Genomic DNA, 16,901 nt, shown 5'->3' on the forward strand with positions numbered 1-16,901 from the left:
ACCGTTACGGCGATCGAAGGACCGTGACGACTGTCGAAGGACCGTTACGGATTTCGGGGAAAAGGTTCTCCGGCCCACCGAACTCCCCCGCCTCCGCACACCTCTTCAGGTGCGCAGGCGCGCACCGAACCCAGCGCGCCGCTCCGTAGCCGAGGGGATCCCGAACTTCATGAAGAGCAAGCTGACCGCCGTGGCCCTTGCGGCCGTCGTCGTCGCCGGTGCCGCCGCTGCCGCCGTCCCGGCCTCGGCCGCCTCCGCCAAGGCCGCGCCGACCCGCTGCCACACCGCCGATCTGAAGGCCGGCTTCGCCCTGGGCGGGGACGCGAAGCCGGAGATGGGCCAGACGAAGAAGCAGACCCAGGCGTACGTCTGGTTCACCAACAAGAGCAAGCGCACCTGCACCCTGTCCGGCTTCGCCGGTGTCGACATGGTCGGCGCCCAGACGACCGACGGCACCTGGTCGCTGGCGCGCTCCGCCAAGAAGCCCGTGAAGCTGACCCTGGAGCAGGGGGACACGGTGGACTTCGGCATCACCCTGCTCCCGGTCGCGAGGTCGACGCCGAAGAAGGAGAAGTTCGTTCCGGCGAAGTTCCTGGTCACCCCGCCGAACGAGACGAAGCACTTCACGCTGAAGTGGCCGTTCGGGGGCCAGATCCTCAAGCAGGACGGCGCCACCCGCCCGGGCACCTACGTCAACCCGATCGGGCTGTGACGGGACCGGCCGGACGGAGGACCTCTCGGCTTCGGCGCCCAGAGGTCCTGGGGCCTCAGATCACCCCGAGGTCCAGCATGGTGTCCGCCACCTTGAGGAAGCCCGCGATGTTGGCGCCGACGACGTAGTTGTCGGGGGCGCCGTACTCCTCCGCCGTCGTACGGCAGGTGGTGTGGATGGTGGCCATGATCGCGGCGAGGCGGCGGTCGGTGTCCTCGAAGGTCCAGGCGTCGCGGCTCGCGTTCTGCCGCATCTCCAGGGCCGAGGTGGCGACCCCGCCGGCGTTGACGGCCTTGCCCGGGCCGAAGGCGACGCCGGCCTCCTGCAGGAGTCGTACGGCTCCCGGGGTCGTGGGCATGTTGGCGCCCTCGGCCACCGCCACCACTCCCCCGGTCAGCAGGGTGCGGGCCGCGGTCTCGTCGAGCTCGTTCTGGGTGGCGCAGGGCAGCGCGACCGAGCAGGGCACGTCCCAGACGGAACCGCCCTCGATGTACCGGGCGCGGGGCTCGGCCTCGGTGTACTCCTTGATCCGGGCGCGGCGGACCTCCTTGATGTCCTTGATCAGGTCGAGGTCGAGGCCCGCCTCGTCGACGACGTATCCGCCGGAGTCGGACATCGCGACGACCCTCGCGCCGAGTTCGTGCGCCTTGCGGGCCGCGTAGATCGCGACGTTGCCGGAGCCGGAGACGACGACGCGCCGGCCGTCGAGGTCCTGGCCGCGGGCGGCGAGCATCTCGGAGACGAAGTAGACGGTGCCGTAGCCCGTGGCCTCGGTGCGGACGTGGGAGCCGCCCCAGTTGAGGCCCTTGCCGGTGAGGACGCCGGACTCGTAGCGGTTGGTGATGCGCTTGTACTGGCCGAAGAGATAGCCGATCTCGCGCGTGCCGACCCCGATGTCCCCGGCGGGCACGTCGGTGTGCTCGCCGAGGTGGCGGTGGAGCTCGGTCATGAACGACTGGCAGAACCGCATGATCTCGCCGTCGGAGCGGCCCTTGGGGTCGAAGTCGGCGCCGCCCTTGCCGCCGCCGATGGGCAGTCCGGTCAGGGCGTTCTTGAAGATCTGCTCGAAGCCGAGGAACTTCACGATCCCGAGGTTCACGGACGGGTGGAAGCGCAGCCCGCCCTTGTACGGCCCCAGCGCGGAGTTGAACTCCACCCGGAAGCCCCGGTTGACCTGGATCCGGCCGTCGTCGTCGACCCACGGCACGCGGAAGACGAGCTGCCGCTCCGGCTCGCACAGTCGCTCCAGCACCCGGTGACGGGTGTACTCGGGGCGGCGGGCGAGGACCGGCTCCAGGGACTCCAGCACCTCGCGTACGGCCTGGTGGAACTCGGACTGGGCGGGATCCCGCGCCAGGACGGCGGCATGGACCCCGGCGGTCAGGCGCAGGTCCTCGGCCGGTGCGTGCTGGACGGTCATGGGCGTACCTCCTTGTACGGCGTTGCAGGGAGATGTACGGCGGATCGCACGGCGGGTACTCAGCGGACCGTCGGACCACCACCGCCGACGAGCGTCCCGCCGGTCGGACGACCGCCGTGTCATGGCTTCCGCCCGGGGCGGCGTTTTCCTCCGGATGGAGGGCACGGAGGGGGCCGGCGGCCCAGGCGGAGGGCCCCAACAGCCGTGTCAAAATGATGATCTGACAGTCACTCACCATGGTTCGGACGGAGCCAGGCAGCATGACCTCTCCCAAGATCGACACGAGCAAGCCCCACCCGGCGCGGATGTACGACTACTTCCTCGGCGGGAAGGACAACTACGAGGTCGACCAGGAGGCCGCCGAGCAGTTCATCAAGGCGGCACCCGAGGTGCGGGCGGCCGTGCGGGCCAACCGGAGCTTCATGCAGCGCGCCGTGCGGCACGTCGTCGAGGAAGGCGGCGTCCGGCAGATCCTCGACATCGGCACCGGCCTGCCGACCGAGCCCAACGTGCACCAGATCGCACGCGCGGTCGCCCCCGAGACGCGGATCGCGTACGTCGACAACGACCCGATCGTCAGCGCCCATTCACGCAGCCTGCTGGACGACGACGACGAGAACACCTCCGTCGTCCTCGCCGACCTGCGCGACCCCCGGGCCGTCCTCGACCACCCGGACGTCCGCAAGGTGATCGACCTGGACCGGCCGGTGGCGCTGATGCTGGTGGCGATCCTGCACTTCGTCACGGAGGCGGAGGACCCGGACGCTCTCCTGGAGACCCTGCTCGACGCGCTGCCCACCGGGTCGTACCTGATCCTGTCCCACGCGACGGTCGACCTCTTCGAGGAGGGCGGGCGCACGGACGCGGTGAAGATCTACAACAGCGCGACGGCCAGCATGAACCCCCGCAGGCACGCCCGGGTCCTGGAGTTCTTCCGTGACTGGACCCTGCTCGAGCCGGGCCTGGTGCTGGTCCCGGACTGGCGTCCCACCGAGCCCGTCGACCCCGGTCTGCCCCCGATCGGCTTCTACGGCGGCGTGGCCCGCAAGGACGGCTGACGGACGCAGGAAGAAGGGCCGGCCGGGCGCATCTCGCGCCCGGCCGGCCCTTCTTCCTGCTTCGGGCCGCGGGTCAGTCCGTGCCGGACTCCATCGCCGCGCGGTCCAGCAGCGCGTCCTCCTCGGAGACCTCGCCGCGGGAGGCGATGGCCTCGGCGCCGCCCTCGGGGAGCGTGCCGATCAGGCCGGTCGCGGCGGCCTGGGCCGCGCCGAGCGCCGGGGTGGCCGTGGCGCCGAGCAGACCGAGACCGACGTACTGCTCCAGCTTGGCGCGGGAGTCGGCGATGTCGAGGTTGCGCATGGTGAGCTGGCCGATCCGGTCCACCGGGCCGAACGCGGAGTCCTCGGTGCGCTCCATGGACAGCTTGTCCGGGTGGTAGCTGAACGCCGGGCCGGTGGTGTCGAGGATCGAGTAGTCCTCGCCGCGCCGCAGCCGCAGGGTGACCTCGCCGGTGACGGCGGCGCCGACCCAGCGCTGGAGCGACTCACGGACCATCAGCGCCTGCGGGTCCAGCCAGCGGCCCTCGTACATCAGACGGCCCAGACGCCGGCCCTCGTTGTGGTACTGGGCGACGGTGTCCTCGTTGTGGATGGCGTTGACGAGACGCTCGTAGGCGGCGTGCAGCAGGGCCATGCCGGGCGCCTCGTAGATGCCGCGGCTCTTGGCCTCGATGATCCGGTTCTCGATCTGGTCGGACATGCCGAGGCCGTGGCGGCCGCCGATCGCGTTGGCCTCCATCACCAGCTCCACGGCGGAGCCGAACTCCTTGCCGTTGATGGTGACCGGGCGGCCCTGGTCGAAGCCGATCGTGACGTCCTCGGGGGCGATCTCGACCGACGGGTCCCAGAACCGGACGCCCATGATGGGGTCGACGGTCTCGATGCCCGTGTCCAGGTGCTCCAGCGTCTTCGCCTCGTGGGTGGCGCCCCAGATGTTGGCGTCGGTGGAGTACGCCTTCTCGGTGCTGTCCCGGTAGGGCAGTCCGTGGGCGACGAGCCACTCGGACATCTCCTTGCGGCCGCCGAGCTCCGTCACGAAGTCGGCGTCCAGCCAGGGCTTGTAGATCCGCAGGTGCGGGTTGGCGAGCAGACCGTAGCGGTAGAACCGCTCGATGTCGTTGCCCTTGAAGGTCGAGCCGTCGCCCCAGATCTGGACGTCGTCCTCGAGCATGGCCCGCACCAGCAGGGTGCCGGTGACGGCCCGGCCGAGCGGGGTGGTGTTGAAGTACGCCCGTCCGCCGGAGCGGATGTGGAACGCGCCGCAGGCGAGCGCGGCCAGGCCCTCCTCGACGAGTGCCGCGCGGCAGTCGACCAGACGCGCGATCTCGGCGCCGTAGGTGTGCGCGCGGCCGGGCACCGAGGCGATGTCGGGCTCGTCGTACTGGCCGATGTCGGCGGTGTACGTGCAGGGGACGGCGCCCTTGTCGCGCATCCACGCGACGGCGACCGACGTGTCGAGTCCGCCGGAGAAGGCGATGCCGACGCGCTCGCCGACCGGAAGGGAGGTGAGGACCTTGGACATAGGAAGAGTATGCATCACCACGCATGACCATGCAAAGTCGCCCGTACGGCTGTGAGCGGGGTCACATCGCACCGGTCGCGGCGGGCGTCAGGGTGCCGCTTCGCCCGCCTCCTTGAGGAGCCGGCGGGCCTGCCAGGCCTGGCGGACCGTGTGGATCCGGACGGCGGTGAACAGCACGACGCCGGCGCCTATGCCGACGGCCGCCCAGCCGCCCTCGCGGGCCGCGGCGACATAGAAGAGGAAACCGGCGAAGACGACGCCGAAGACGATCAGCAGGGGTTCGCGCACCCAGAAGGGGAGGACGCGAAGGATGAGTCCGAGCATGCGGTCAGTTGATCAGGTCCATGCCATTCAGGGCCACACGATTGACACATCTCCTCCACGGATTGGCACCCCGCCTCCCCTCCCGCTAAACGCTCTGCTCCGCCCAGATCGTCTTCCCGCCCTTCGTGCCCGGGCGGGTCCCCCAGCGTTCGGTGAGCTGGGCGACCAGGAGGAGACCGCGGCCGCCCTCGTCGTAGGTGCGGGCCCGGCGCATGTGCGGGGCGGTGCTGCTGGCGTCGGAGACCTCGCAGATGAGGGCGCGGTCGTGGATCAGCCGGAGCTGGACCGGCGGTTCGGCGTGCCGGATGGCGTTGGTGACCAGCTCGCTGACGATCAGTTCGGTGACGAAGGACGCGTCGGTCAGCCCCCAGGCCTCCAGACGGGCGATCACGTTCTTGCGGGTCTCGGCGACGGCGGCGGGATCGGGCTCCACGTCCCAGATGGCGACCCGGGAGGCGTCGAGACCCCGGGTGCGGGCGACGAGGAGCGCCACGTCGTCGGCGGGCCGCTGCGGCAGCATCCCGCCGAGCACCGTGTCGCACAGGGCGTCCAGCGACCCGGCGGGCCGGGCCAGGCTCCGGCACAGCCGGGAGACACCGTCGTCGGGGTCGCCGGCGGCGCCGGCCCGGCGGCTGCGGGTGTCGAGCAGACCGTCGGTGTAGAGGGCGAGCACACTGCCCTCGGGCAGCTCGCACTCGACCGCCTCGAAGGGCAGTCCGCCCAAGCCCAGCGGGGGCCCGGCGGGCAGGTCGAGCAGCTCCACCGTGCCGTCGGGCAGCACCAGCGCGGGCGGCGGATGCCCGGCCCGGGCGAGCGCGCACCGCCGGGAGACGGGGTCGTAGACGGCGTAGAGGCAGGTCGCGCCCACGTCCCCGGCGGTCTCCCCGTCCTCGGAGGCCTCCTCGGTGGCCAGCCGGGCCACCAGGTCGTCGAGATGGGTGAGGAGTTCGTCGGGCGGCAGATCGATGTCGGCGAGGGTCCGTACGGCCGTCCGCAGCCGCCCCATGGTCGCCGAGGCGTGGATGCCGTGCCCCACGACGTCCCCGACGACCAGCGCCACCCGCGCCCCGGACAGCGGGATCACGTCGAACCAGTCGCCGCCCACCCCGGCCCGGGCGCCGGCCGGCAGATACCGGGAGGCGACCTCCACCGCCGACTGCTCGGGCAGCCGCTGCGGGAGCAGACTGCGCTGGAGGGTGACCGCCGTGCCCCGGGCGCGGGTGTAGCGGCGGGCGTTGTCGATGCAGACCGCGGCCCGGGCCGCCAGCTCCTCGGCGAGCACCAGGTCGTCCTGCTGGAACGGGTCGGGGCGCCGGTGCCGGGCGAGGACGGCGACCCCCAGGGTGGTGCCGCGGGCCGACAGCGGCACCGCCATCACGGAGTGGAAGCCGAAGTCGCGGATGCGGGCCGTGCGCAGGGCGTCGCCCACCACCCACTCGGGCAGCGCGGCCACGGACACCTCGCGCAGCAGGGCCCGCCCCGAGCGCAGACTCTCCACCGGCGGCGAGCCCTCCGGGTACTCGTCGACCTCGCCCAGCGCGAGCACCGCCTCGGGGACCCCCGGCAGCACCGACTGGTGGGCGACCCGCCGCAGCGCCAGCGACGACCCGGCCGCCACGGCCTCCTCCTGGCCCTCCTCGAACGAGGTCAGCAGGTCCACGCTGAGGAAGTCGGCGAGGTCGGGCACCGCCACGTCCGCCAGCTCCTGCGCGGTGTGGGTCACATCGAGCGTGCTGCCGATCCGGGAGCTGGCCGCGGCGATGAGCTGGAGGCGCTTGCGCGCCCAGTACTGGTCCGTCACGTCGTGCCCGGTGGCGGCCACCCCCAGCACCCGGCCGTCGTCGGGGTCCTCCACCCGGTAGAGATGGACCGACCAGGCGTGCTCCCGGGCCTCGCCGGGCGCGCGGGCGTGGTTCTCCACGTACTGCGGCTCACCGGTCTCCAGGGCCAGCCGCATCCGCCGCTCGACCACCTCCGACACCGGGGTGGGGATCACGTCCGTCATCCGCAGCCCCCGCAGCTCCTCCTCGCTCAGCCCGAGTGCGCGCTGTGCGGCCCGGCTCGAGCGCCGGTAGCGCAGGTCGGTGTCGTACACCGAGGTCGCGCAGGACGGGGACTGCATCAGGCCCCGCCGCATCAGCGTGTCGTCCTCCGGCCGCGCGGTCCCGGCCACGGCGGAGACCAGCAGCCAGTCACGGCTGCCGTCCTCCCCCGTGCGGTGATGGGCCAGGACCCGGACCGCCAGGCGGCGGCCGGACCGGTGCAGGAGTACGAGCGTGCCGTGCCATCGGGGCAGCCCGGCCGGCGGGGGATCGTCACGCGGGACGGGCCGCTCGGCCAGCAGCAGCGCCGCCGGCCGGCCCACGATCTCCTCCGCCGGGTATCCGAGAAGCCACTCGGCCCCGTCGCTCCAGCCGGTCACGGTGCCGTGCTCGTCGACGGTGACACGCGCGGTGAGTGCCTCCATGGCCGCTCATCTCGCTCTCCTGCGTGATGGTCTTCCTGGCTCAGATGTCGCACTATTGGGCACTATTACCCATTCGTACCACCGTTCAGGCGGCGACGGGTGCGCGCGGCGGCCCGGCCGCGGGGGCCGGTTCCTCCGCCTCGTGCAGCAGGTCGGCCAGCGAGGCGCGCGCCCGGGCCACCCGGGACCGGACCGTGCCCACCGGACAGCCGCTGACCTGCGCCGCCTCCGCGTACGGCAGCCCCAGGAGCTGGGTGAGGACGAACGCCTCCCGCCGCTCGTCCGGCAGCGCGGCCAGCAGGTCGAGCAGCACGATCCCGTCGTCGAACCCGGGCAGCCCGCGCGGCTGGGCCGACTCCACGGCCCGCTGCCAGTCCGGTACGTCGGCCTGGCGCGGCCGCGCGGAGGCGTACCGGTAGCCGTCGGTCACCGCCCGGCGGGCGATGGACAGCAGCCAGGAGCGCGCCGAGGAACGGCCCTCGAACCGGTGCAGACTGCCGAGCGCCCGCAGGAACGTGTCCTGCGCGAGGTCGTCCACAGCCTGGGGATCGGCGCACAGATGGGCGACGTACCGCTGGACGTCGCGGTGCAGCGCGCGGACGAACCGCTCGACGGCGGCCGGGTCGCCGCCGCGCGCGGCCAGCGCCCACGCGGTGATCGACTCGTCGCGGCACGGCTCGGGACGGGACTCGGGGCATGGCTCGGGGCATGACAGGGGGGCGGAGGTGATCACCTGGGGTGTCCTTCTCGGTCGTCCGGGCGCCGAGGGCCGAAGGGCGCGGCGGCCCGGGTACGGGGAGACGGCCCTACGGCGCCCGCGCGCACGTACGGCCGAAACCCGGGGCGCACAGGGGCGGCCCGGGTCACCGGCTGCCGTCAGACGGCAGCGGCCCCCGGGGGCGGACCCCGAGAAGTGATCGCGTGGACGAGGAGGAACCGCGGCTCCCGCTCGGAGCGGCGGCGGCGCGGGCGCACCCGCGGACGGTCGGGCACGAGGGGCAGGGCGAGCAGCAGCCGCAGCGGCGCCGCGAGCCATCCGGCCACCGCGCGCAGGACCCGGAACGCGGCCCGCTCACCGTGGGCCAGCCACAGCCCGCACAGCAGCGCGGCCAGCAGGTGCGCGGCGAGCATCCCGGACGAGGAGGAGCCGACGAGGAGACCGTCGCCGCCGTGCCCCATGTCCCCCATGGCGCCGACGTGACCCATGTGACGCATGTCCATGCCACTCATGGCGCCCGTGCCACTCATGCCGCTCATGCCGCCCATCGGGTCACCGGTACCCGTACCCCGGCCCGCCGACTGCGCGTACTCGAACGCCTGGTGCAGACCGGTCTGCGCGGCCACCACGACCGCCACGACCGACACCGGCCCCCGCTCCCGGCCCGCCAGGCACCAGCCCACCGCACCGGTGACGGCCGCACCGGCGGCCAGGGCCCAGGCGGGGACGTGGTCGCCGGACATCAGGACGTGGCCCAGTGCGGCGAGCAGCACACAGACGGCCGCGAACATCGCGGCACGCAGCGTGCGCATCCCCCACCCGGCAGTCATGGCGCCTCATCCTCGCATCCGCAGACGGGTGTCCGACCGGGCCCGTCGGACGGAGGTACGGAAATCCGCGTGCGCGCGCTCACCGCCCCCACGACAGAGGAGGGCAACCGCCCGCCCGGGGTTCCCGACGCGGCGCTCACCCGGACGGCGCCGGCACCGCCGGTACGTCCGCGAAGGCCCGCACCTCGCGCTGGAACAGCGGCACCACCGTCGTCAGCGTCAGCGCGACCAGGCCCACCCACAGCACCGGCCCGTCGCCGAAGGCGGTCGCGGCGACCGGGGTCAGGGCGAGGCCCGCGGGCTGGAGGCCGTAGGTGCCGAGGGTGTCGATCGCGAGGACCCTGCCGAGCATGTCGGAGGGGATCGCGCGATGCAGGGCACTCGCCCAGCACACGTTGAAGACGGCGTACCCGAACCCGGTGACGACCACGGACGCCCCGAGCAGCACCAGCGGCGCCCCGGCCAGCAGACAGGCCAGCTGGCCCGCGAGCAGGCCGAGCGCGAGGACGGCGACCGTGCCGGGGCGGCGCGGGGTCCAGGCCGCGATGGCCATCCCGCCCACGACCGAGCCGGCCGCCTGGAGCGCGACCATCGGCCCGTACGCCGTGAAGTCGCCCCGCTCCTGGAGGATGATCGGCAGCAGCACCGCCACCGGGGCCATCACCAGCAGCAGCTGAAGGGTGCCCTGCACGATGATCGTCAGGACCCAGGGCCGTTCCCGTACGGCGGCGAAGCCCTCCCGCGCCTGGCGCAGCACGGTCCCGCCCGCCGCCCGCGTCCGCCGGGCGTCCCCCACCCCGACCAGCGTGCCGACGCTCGCGGCGAACGTCCCGGCGTCCGCCCAGAACGCCAGGTCCGCCGTCCCGACCGCCAGCAGCAGCCCGCCCAGCGCGGGGCCGACGACCTGGCCGGTGCGGACGGTGATCGAGCGCAGGGCGTTCGCCTTCGGCAGGTCCTCGTCCGGCACCAGATCGGGGATCAGCGCCCCGAAGGCGGGGGTGAACACCCCGCCGGCGAACCCGGTCACCAGGGCCAGCAGCACGGGCACGGCGAGCGGCGCCCGCGCGGCGCCCAGCGCGAAGCACACCGCCGTGACCAGCCGGACCACGTCCGCCCCGGCCATCACCCACGACCGCCGCAGCCGGTCCGCAAGCACCCCGCCCAGCAGCGCGGCCCCCACCAGCGCGAGACTCTGCGCCCCGAGCACCACCCCGAGGTCGGACTTCGAGTGCGCGCCGAGCAGCGCCCCGGGGAGCGCGACCAGCGTCACCCCGTCCCCGACGGCGCTCGCCACCTGGCCGCACCACACCCGCCGAAACCGCGCGTGCCGCAGCACCACGGCGAACGCCGGCACCCTCACGGGGTCCCCGGCGCCACCGGCGGCACCCGGCGGACACCCCTCACTTCACGCCCACCGTCCGCAGCACGGTGAGCGCCAGCGTCCGGGCCGCATCGGTCACCTCCCGTACGGACACGTGCTCGCGGGCGCTGTGCGCGACGCCGATGTCCCCCGGGCCGAACTGGAGCGTGGGGATCCCGGCGGCGGTGTAGTGCCGCAGATCGCTGCCGTACGTCGCCCCGCGCTCCCGGGGCCGTGCGGCACCGGTCGCGTCGGCGTACGCCTCGGCGACGGTGTGCCGCAGCGGATGCCCGGCCGCCAGCCGTCCACTCGGCTCCTGGTTCCTCAGCAACGCCCCGGCTCCCCTCCGCACACCGCCTCCGACGTGCCGAGCGTCGTACGCCGACCGCCCCCGTCACAACCCCCCGCCCACGGTGAACCCGATCACCGAGCCGCCGCCCGCCCTGCGGTGGGCGAACGGCGTGCCGCCGTGGGAGAGGGCCACCTCCCGCACGATCGACAGCCCGAGACCGGATCCGGGCAGGGAGCGGGCGTCGGCGGCGCGGTAGAAGCGGTCGAAGATCCGGGTCAGGTCGGCCTGGTCGATACCGGGGCCCCGGTCGAGGACCTCGACGCGGACGGCGCCCGGCCGGGCGGGCCCGGTGACGGAGATCTCGACGGGCGCCAGACCCTCGCGGTCGAACTTGGTGGCGTTCTCCACGAGGTTGGACACGGCCCGCTGGAGCATGCCCGGCCGTCCGTCGGTCGTGGTGTCGCCGGCGGCCCGGACCTGGATGATCCGCCCGGTGCGGCGCCGGGCGAGTCCCGCGACCTCCTCGGCGATGTCGGCGAGGTCCAGCTTCTGCGGGGGTTCGTTGTCGGCCTGGCCGGCGGCGAGATCGACGAGCTCGTTGACCAGGTCGGTCAGCTCACGGGCCTCCTGGGTGAGGTCGGCGACCAGGTCCTCGCGCATGGCGGGCGGCAGCTCGTCGATCCGGCGCAGCAGCGAGATGTTCGTCCTCAGCGAGGTCAGCGGGGTGCGCAGCTCGTGCCCCGCGTCCTGCACCAGCCGCCGCTGGTCCTCCTCCGACTGGGCGAGCCGGCCCAGCATGCGGTCGAAGGCACGGCCGAGGCGGCCCACCTCGTCGTGGCCGGTGACCGGCACCTGCACCCCTAGGCGGCGGGTGCGGGCGACGTCCTCGGCGGCGGTGGTGAGGATGACCAGCCGGTGGGTGATGCGCCGGGCCAGCCACCAGCCGAACAGGCCCGCGGCCAGGACGACGGCGGTCATCAGGATCAGGGTGCGCTGCTGGAGCGCCCGCAGCAGGTCCTCGGTGTCGCTGAACTCCTGCGCCACCTGCACCGCGCCGCGCCCGCCGCCGAGGGCCACGGTCGCGACCCGGTACACATCGCTGCCGACGTCCACGTCCTTGTGCTCGGCCATCCGTCCGGCCGCCGGGGCCGCGGCGACCGTCCGGTCCGCGACCACCACCGGCAGCCTCGGGCTGCCGCTGTCGACGACCGTCCCGTCGGCCCCGAGCACCTGTACGTTCGTCCGCGCGGGCCGCACGATGTCGTGCCCCGGCGCCGCCGAGAAGAAGTCCTCCGGCGCCATCGCGTGCCCGCGCACCTCGTCCCGCAGATCCTGCACGACCTCGTCGAACACCGACTCCTGGTCGACCCGCACCAGCCGTGCGGCCGCCGAGTACGACAACACGCCCACCAGTACGGTCACGGCGGCGGTCACCGCGGCGAACGACACCGCGAACGTCGTCCGCAACGACACCAGCTTGGGCCTCGGCCGCGCCAGCAGCCGACGCAGTCGGCCCACTCAGTCCTCCCGCAGCACGTAACCCACCCCGCGCACGGTGTGGATCAGCTGCGAGGCGCCCGGCTGGTCCAGTTTGCGGCGGAGGTAGCCGACGTAGACGGCGAGGTTCTTGGAGCCGGGGCCGAAGTCGTAGCCCCAGATGCGGTCGTAGATCGTGGAGTGGTCGAGGACGATCCCGGCGTTGCGCACCAGCAGTTCCAGCAGCTCGAACTCGGTGCGGGTGAGTTCCAGCTCGCGCTCGCCCCGCCAGGCCCGCCGCGCCTGCGGGTCCATCCGCAGCCCGGCCGCCTCCAGATACCGCTCGGGCGTCTGCTTCGGGGCGACCGGCTCCGACGGTACGGGGACACTGCCCGGGTTGGTGCGCCGCAGCAGCGCCCGCAGCCGGGCGAAGACCTCCTCGACGTCGAACGGCTTGACGACGTAGTCGTCGGCGCCCGCGTCCAGGCCGGCGATCCGGTCGGCGGTCTCCACCAGCGCGGTCAGCATCAGGATCGGTGTGCGGTCGCCCTCGGCGCGCAGCACCCGGCAGACCTGGAGGCCGTCGATCCCGGGCATCATCACGTCGAGGACGAGGACGTCCGGCGGCGACTTGTGGGCGTGGGCCAGCGCCTCGACGCCGTCGGCGACCGCGGTGACCTGGTATCCCTCCAGGGCCAGGGCGCGTTCCAGGGCGTGGCGGATGGCGCGGTCGTCTTCGGCGAGCAGCAGGGTGGGAGGCACGAGGCCAGTTTGCCAAGGCCTCCGGCGGTTCGGCCGTGACGAAGGTCCTACGATCGCCCTTCTTACTGGGCTCTCACCGTCGCGGAGCGGGGGTCCGGGGGGCGCCCCCGGACCCCCGCTCCGGTCCTGAAGGGGCCTCGCCCTCGCGCCGGACGGGCCGGTCGTGCCGGCCGGCGCTCGTGACTCACCGGCTGGTCAGCGCCGCGAGCTGCTCCGCGAACGGGACGACCTCGAAGGCGTCCTTCACCGGGTTCGCCGGCCGCGCCGCGGACAGCCCGCCCATCAGCGCCGCCAGCTCCCCCGCCGCCCGATCGATCCGCTCCGGCAGCCCCTCGGCGCCCCAGTCCTCCGAGGCGGCGTAGACGGCGGTCGGGACGACGACGGCCCGCAGATGGGCGAAGAGGGGCCGCAGGGCGTGCTCCAGAACCAGCGAGTGCCGGGCGGAGCCGCCGGTCGCCGCGATCAGCACCGGCCTGCCCGTCAGCGCGTCCGGGTCAAGGACGTCGAAGAACGACTTGAACAGTCCGCTGTACGAGGCCGAGAACACCGGCGTGACGACGATCAGCCCGTCGGCGGCGGCCACCGCGTCCAGGGCCTCGGCCAGCTTGCGCCCGGGAAAGCCGTTGGTGAAGTGGTGGGCGATCTCCACGGCGAGATCGCGCAGCTCCACGACCTCGACGTCCACGGGCGTCTTCGCCCCGACCGCGCCGGCGAGCCGGTCGGCCAGCAGCCGGGTGGACGAGGGGACGCTCAGTCCCGCCGAGACGACGACGAGCTTCATGCGACGGTCTCCTTCCGTGTGGCCGCGAGCAGCGACTGGTGGGTGGGCGCCTCCGGCACCTCGGCCGGGCGTCCGACGGCGAACTCCTTGCGCAGCACCGGGACGACCTCCTCGCCGAGCAGGTCGATCTGCTCCAGGACGGTCTTCAGCGGCAGCCCCGCGTGGTCCACGAGGAAGAGCTGGCGCTGGTAGTCGCCGGCGTAGTCGCGGAAGGCGAGGGTCTTCTCGACGACCTGCTCGGGCGTGCCGACGGTCAGCGGGGTCTGGTCGGTGAAGTCCTCCAGGGACGGCCCGTGCCCGTAGACGGGCGCGTTGTCGAAGTACGGCCGGAACTCGCGCACCGCGTCCTGGGAGTTCTTCCGCATGAACACCTGGCCGCCGAGGCCGACGATCGCCTGCTCGGGCGTGCCGTGCCCGTAGTGGGCGTACCGGGCCCGGTACAGCTCGACCATGCGCTTGGTGTGGTCGGCGGGCCAGAAGATGTTGTTGTGGAAGAAGCCGTCGCCGTAGTAGGCGGCCTGCTCGGCGATCTCCGGGGAGCGGATGGAGCCGTGCCAGACGAACGGCGGGACGTCGTCCAGCGGGCGCGGGGTGGAGGTGAACCCCTGGAGCGGGGTGCGGAACTTCCCTTCCCAGTCCACGACGTCCTCGCGCCACAGCCGGTGCAGCAGGGCGTAGTTCTCGATGGCGAGGTTGATGCCCTGCCGGATGTCCTGCCCGAACCACGGGTAGACGGGACCGGTGTTGCCGCGCCCCATCATCAGGTCCACGCGCCCGTCGGCCAGGTGCTGGAGCATCGCGAAGTCCTCGGCGATCTTCACCGGGTCGTTGGTGGTGATGAGGGTCGTGGAGGTGGAGAGGATCAGCTTCTCGGTCCGCGCCGCGACATAGCCGAGCATGGTGGTCGGCGACGAGGGCACGAACGGCGGGTTGTGGTGCTCACCGGTGGCGAAGACGTCGAGCCCGACCTCCTCCGCCTTGAGGGCGATGGCGACCATGGCCTTGATCCGCTCCCGCTCGCTCGGCGTACGGCCGGTCGTCGGGTCCGGCGTCACATCGCCCACCGTGAAGATCCCGAACTGCATGGTCGCTCACCCTCCAAGTTGTTGACCGTTCAACTACACCCCTTGAACGCCCCCCACCTCCGGCCTATTCCCCTCCTCCAGGGGCACGGGGAACAGCGCACCTTTTTTCAGGGGCGCGGGGAACTGCGCACCTCTTCAGGGGCGCGGGGAACTGCGCATCTCGGGGGCGCGGGGAACTGCGCGACCAGCCCGCACCGGACCCGCACCCGCCCCAGAACCCCCACCCCTCATCCCAGGGGCAGCGCATCCATGTACGCGTTCGTCGGCTTGCGCACCTTCTTCACACCGCGGGCGTCGAGGGCGACCGCCGCCGACGAGGTGCCCAGCTTCCCGCTCGCGTGCCAGGTTCCGGTGACCGTCACCCAGGTGTCCGCCTTCGGCGTGGTGCCGCCGTACACCCGTACCTTCAGCGTGGTGGCGTCCGCCGCGCAGCAGCTGATGAGGATCCGCGTCAGATACCAGCCACCCCCGCCGGCGGGCGACACGAACCCCGTGAGCTGCACCGCCCGCTTCCCGATCGCCCGGCTGCGGTCCTGCTGCACCCGCTGGGTGAACTCGGTCAGCGTGATCGGCAGCGGCGAGGTCGCCGGCAGCGGATCGAAACCGTCGTCCTGCACCGCGACCACCTTGGCCGGCTCCCGCGAGGCCGTGTACGAGCCGAGCGCGGGAGGGGCGTAGAACAGCAGGCTCAGCACCGGCAGGAACAGCAGCCAGGCCACCCGCGGCACCCGGGAGTGGTCATGGCCCTGCCCCCCGTGATCCTGATGCGCCTCGTGCGCCTCGTGCGCCCCGTGCGCCCCGTGCGCGTCCCGGCGGCGCCGCGCGGCCAGCGCCTCCAGCACCCCCAGCCCCACCAGCACCACCCCCGACACGATCAGCAGCCACCGCATCCCCGGCTTCACGAACCGCAGGTACTCGTCCGTGAACAGCGAGGTCTGCAGCAGCCCCAGCCCACCCAGCACCAGCAGCGCGACCTGCACGAACCGCTTCACAGCAGCACCCCTCCCACGACCGCGCTGCACACCACCGCGACGACGACCGTCGCCGAGGAGAACCGGACCGCGAAGGCCCGGCCGAACGTCCCCGCCTGCAACGCGATCAGCTTCAGATCGACCATCGGCCCCACCACCATGAACGTCAGCCGCGCCACCGGCGAGAACCCGCTCAGCGAGGCCGCCACGAACGCGTCCGCCTCACTGCACACCGCCAGCAGGATCGCCAGCGCCGCCAGGAACAGCACCGACAGCCACGGCGAGCCCGAGAACACCTCCAGCACCGACCGCGGCACCGCCACGTTGAACGTCGCCGCCGCCATCGCCCCCACCACCAGGAAACCCCCCGCGTGCAGGAAGTCGTGCTGGAAACCCCGCCGGAACTCCTCCCACCGGCTGTGCCCCGCCTGATGCCCGGTGTGCCGTACGGCCGGCCGCAGCCACTCCTCCCGCCCCAGCCAGAGCCACAGCCAGCCCATCACCGCGGCCGTCACCAGCGAGGCCAGCAGCCGGGCCAGCACCATCTCCGGGCTGCCCGGGAACGCCACCGCCGTCGCCGTCAGCACCACCGGGTTGATCGCGGGCGCCGACAGCAGGAACGCGAACGCCGCCGCCGGAGTGACCCCCCGCCCGATCAGACTGTTCGCCACCGGCACCGAGGCGCACTCGCACCCCGGCAGCACCACCCCCGCCGCCCCCGCGACCGGCACCGCCAGCGCGGGCCGCTTCGGCAGCAGCCGGCTGAACACACTCGCCGGCACGAACGCGTTGATCGCCCCCGACAGCGCCGTACCCAGCAGCAGGAACGGCAGCGCCTGCACGGTGACCGCCAGACACACCGTCCGCCACGCCTGCACGGCCGGCTCCTCCAGCGACCGCCCGACGACCACCAGCACCACCCCCGGCAGCACCGCCGCACCGAGCAGCACCAGCAGCCAGTGCCGGGGCAGCCCCCGCCCGGGCACCGCGTCGGCCGCATGCGCTGGATGGGCCGCCTCGGCCGCCTCGACCTGCCGGCGGGCCTGCACCACACCGAATTCCAGGGTCTCGGAGTCCCGGAAGTCCGGTAGGCCGGAGCCGCGTATGCCCGTGTCCCGCATGT

At 73.0% G+C, this 16,901-nt stretch carries 15 protein-coding genes and 1 pseudogene; 2 read left to right on the top strand and 14 right to left on the bottom strand.

The annotated features are described in order from the left end of the window. Positions 1-169 precede the first annotated feature (169 nt). Positions 170-712: a DUF4232 domain-containing protein gene (locus OG852_RS20670; protein WP_330348640.1), complete on the top strand. Its 543-nt coding sequence runs from the start codon at positions 170-172 to the stop codon at positions 710-712. 55 nt (positions 713-767) lie between these two features. On the opposite strand, the gene gdhA is transcribed toward OG852_RS20670, so the two are convergent. Then, positions 768-2,132, bottom strand: a complete 1,365-nt coding sequence (gene gdhA / locus OG852_RS20675; protein ID WP_330348641.1) for an NADP-specific glutamate dehydrogenase — start codon at positions 2,130-2,132, stop codon at positions 768-770. A gap of 260 nt (positions 2,133-2,392) precedes the next feature. Here gdhA and OG852_RS20680 point away from each other — a divergent pair, with 260 nt between their 5' ends. Continuing rightward, positions 2,393-3,190 (top strand): SAM-dependent methyltransferase, encoded by a 798-nt coding sequence (locus OG852_RS20680; protein WP_133914721.1) that lies wholly within the window; start codon positions 2,393-2,395, stop codon positions 3,188-3,190. 73 nt (positions 3,191-3,263) lie between these two features. On the opposite strand, the gene argG is transcribed toward OG852_RS20680, so the two are convergent. The 13 genes and pseudogenes from argG to OG852_RS20745 form a co-directional block, all read right to left on the bottom strand. Next, complete coding sequence (gene argG, locus OG852_RS20685; RefSeq protein WP_133914720.1) at positions 3,264-4,712, bottom strand: argininosuccinate synthase; 1,449 nt, start codon at positions 4,710-4,712, stop codon at positions 3,264-3,266. An 87-nt stretch (positions 4,713-4,799) separates the two neighbouring features. After that, positions 4,800-5,036 (bottom strand): hypothetical protein, encoded by a 237-nt coding sequence (locus OG852_RS20690; RefSeq protein ID WP_330348642.1) that lies wholly within the window; start codon positions 5,034-5,036, stop codon positions 4,800-4,802. 85 nt (positions 5,037-5,121) lie between these two features. Continuing rightward, positions 5,122-7,503: a SpoIIE family protein phosphatase gene (locus OG852_RS20695; protein WP_133914718.1), complete on the bottom strand. Its 2,382-nt coding sequence runs from the start codon at positions 7,501-7,503 to the stop codon at positions 5,122-5,124. A gap of 85 nt (positions 7,504-7,588) precedes the next feature. After that, positions 7,589-8,218 carry a sigma-70 family RNA polymerase sigma factor gene (locus OG852_RS20700; RefSeq protein ID WP_133914912.1) on the bottom strand — a complete coding sequence of 210 codons (630 nt, stop codon included), beginning with the start codon at positions 8,216-8,218 and terminating at the stop codon, positions 7,589-7,591. 161 nt (positions 8,219-8,379) lie between these two features. Beyond that, positions 8,380-9,051, bottom strand: coding sequence for a hypothetical protein (locus OG852_RS20705; protein WP_133914717.1), 672 nt, complete (start codon positions 9,049-9,051; stop codon positions 8,380-8,382). 136 nt (positions 9,052-9,187) lie between these two features. Beyond that, positions 9,188-10,405, bottom strand: coding sequence for an MFS transporter (locus tag OG852_RS20710; protein ID WP_166663623.1), 1,218 nt, complete (start codon positions 10,403-10,405; stop codon positions 9,188-9,190). Between the two features lie 46 nt (positions 10,406-10,451). Then, positions 10,452-10,730, bottom strand: a pseudogene (locus tag OG852_RS20715) (M20/M25/M40 family metallo-hydrolase); the annotation flags it as partial. Between the two features lie 75 nt (positions 10,731-10,805). Beyond that, positions 10,806-12,221, bottom strand: a complete 1,416-nt coding sequence (locus OG852_RS20720) for a sensor histidine kinase (RefSeq protein WP_133914714.1) — start codon at positions 12,219-12,221, stop codon at positions 10,806-10,808. Continuing rightward, positions 12,222-12,929, bottom strand: coding sequence for a response regulator transcription factor (locus OG852_RS20725; RefSeq protein ID WP_330351474.1), 708 nt, complete (start codon positions 12,927-12,929; stop codon positions 12,222-12,224). Between the two features lie 196 nt (positions 12,930-13,125). Beyond that, on the bottom strand, positions 13,126-13,722 hold the full coding sequence (locus tag OG852_RS20730; RefSeq protein ID WP_133917814.1) for an FMN reductase: 597 nt from the start codon (positions 13,720-13,722) through the stop codon (positions 13,126-13,128). Further along, complete coding sequence (locus OG852_RS20735; protein ID WP_133917815.1) at positions 13,719-14,807, bottom strand: LLM class flavin-dependent oxidoreductase; 1,089 nt, start codon at positions 14,805-14,807, stop codon at positions 13,719-13,721. Before OG852_RS20735 ends, OG852_RS20730 begins: the two co-directional genes overlap by 4 nt. A 227-nt stretch (positions 14,808-15,034) precedes the next feature. Next, complete coding sequence (locus OG852_RS20740) at positions 15,035-15,799, bottom strand: TIGR03943 family putative permease subunit (RefSeq protein WP_330348643.1); 765 nt, start codon at positions 15,797-15,799, stop codon at positions 15,035-15,037. Continuing rightward, the gene (locus tag OG852_RS20745; protein ID WP_330348644.1) at positions 15,796-16,899 is read right to left on the bottom strand and encodes a permease; all 1,104 of its coding nucleotides are present in this window, start codon (positions 16,897-16,899) and stop codon (positions 15,796-15,798) included. The genes OG852_RS20740 and OG852_RS20745 overlap by 4 nt, the downstream gene beginning before the upstream one ends. Positions 16,900-16,901 lie beyond the last annotated feature (2 nt).

It is taken from the genome of Streptomyces sp. NBC_00582, assembly GCF_036345155.1.
Lineage (GTDB): Bacteria > Actinomycetota > Actinomycetes > Streptomycetales > Streptomycetaceae > Streptomyces.

Coding starts and splice junctions, on each gene's coding strand:
- OG852_RS20670 (WP_330348640.1), top strand. CDS start 170: ATGAAGAGCAAGCTGACCGCCGTGGCCCTTGCGGCCGTCGTCGTCGCC.
- gdhA (WP_330348641.1), bottom strand. CDS start 2,132: ATGACCGTCCAGCACGCACCGGCCGAGGACCTGCGCCTGACCGCCGGG.
- OG852_RS20680 (WP_133914721.1), top strand. CDS start 2,393: ATGACCTCTCCCAAGATCGACACGAGCAAGCCCCACCCGGCGCGGATG.
- argG (WP_133914720.1), bottom strand. CDS start 4,712: ATGTCCAAGGTCCTCACCTCCCTTCCGGTCGGCGAGCGCGTCGGCATC.
- OG852_RS20690 (WP_330348642.1), bottom strand. CDS start 5,036: ATGCTCGGACTCATCCTTCGCGTCCTCCCCTTCTGGGTGCGCGAACCC.
- OG852_RS20695 (WP_133914718.1), bottom strand. CDS start 7,503: ATGGAGGCACTCACCGCGCGTGTCACCGTCGACGAGCACGGCACCGTG.
- OG852_RS20705 (WP_133914717.1), bottom strand. CDS start 9,051: ATGACTGCCGGGTGGGGGATGCGCACGCTGCGTGCCGCGATGTTCGCG.
- OG852_RS20730 (WP_133917814.1), bottom strand. CDS start 13,722: ATGAAGCTCGTCGTCGTCTCGGCGGGACTGAGCGTCCCCTCGTCCACC.
- OG852_RS20735 (WP_133917815.1), bottom strand. CDS start 14,807: ATGCAGTTCGGGATCTTCACGGTGGGCGATGTGACGCCGGACCCGACG.
- OG852_RS20745 (WP_330348644.1), bottom strand. CDS start 16,899: ATGCGGGACACGGGCATACGCGGCTCCGGCCTACCGGACTTCCGGGAC.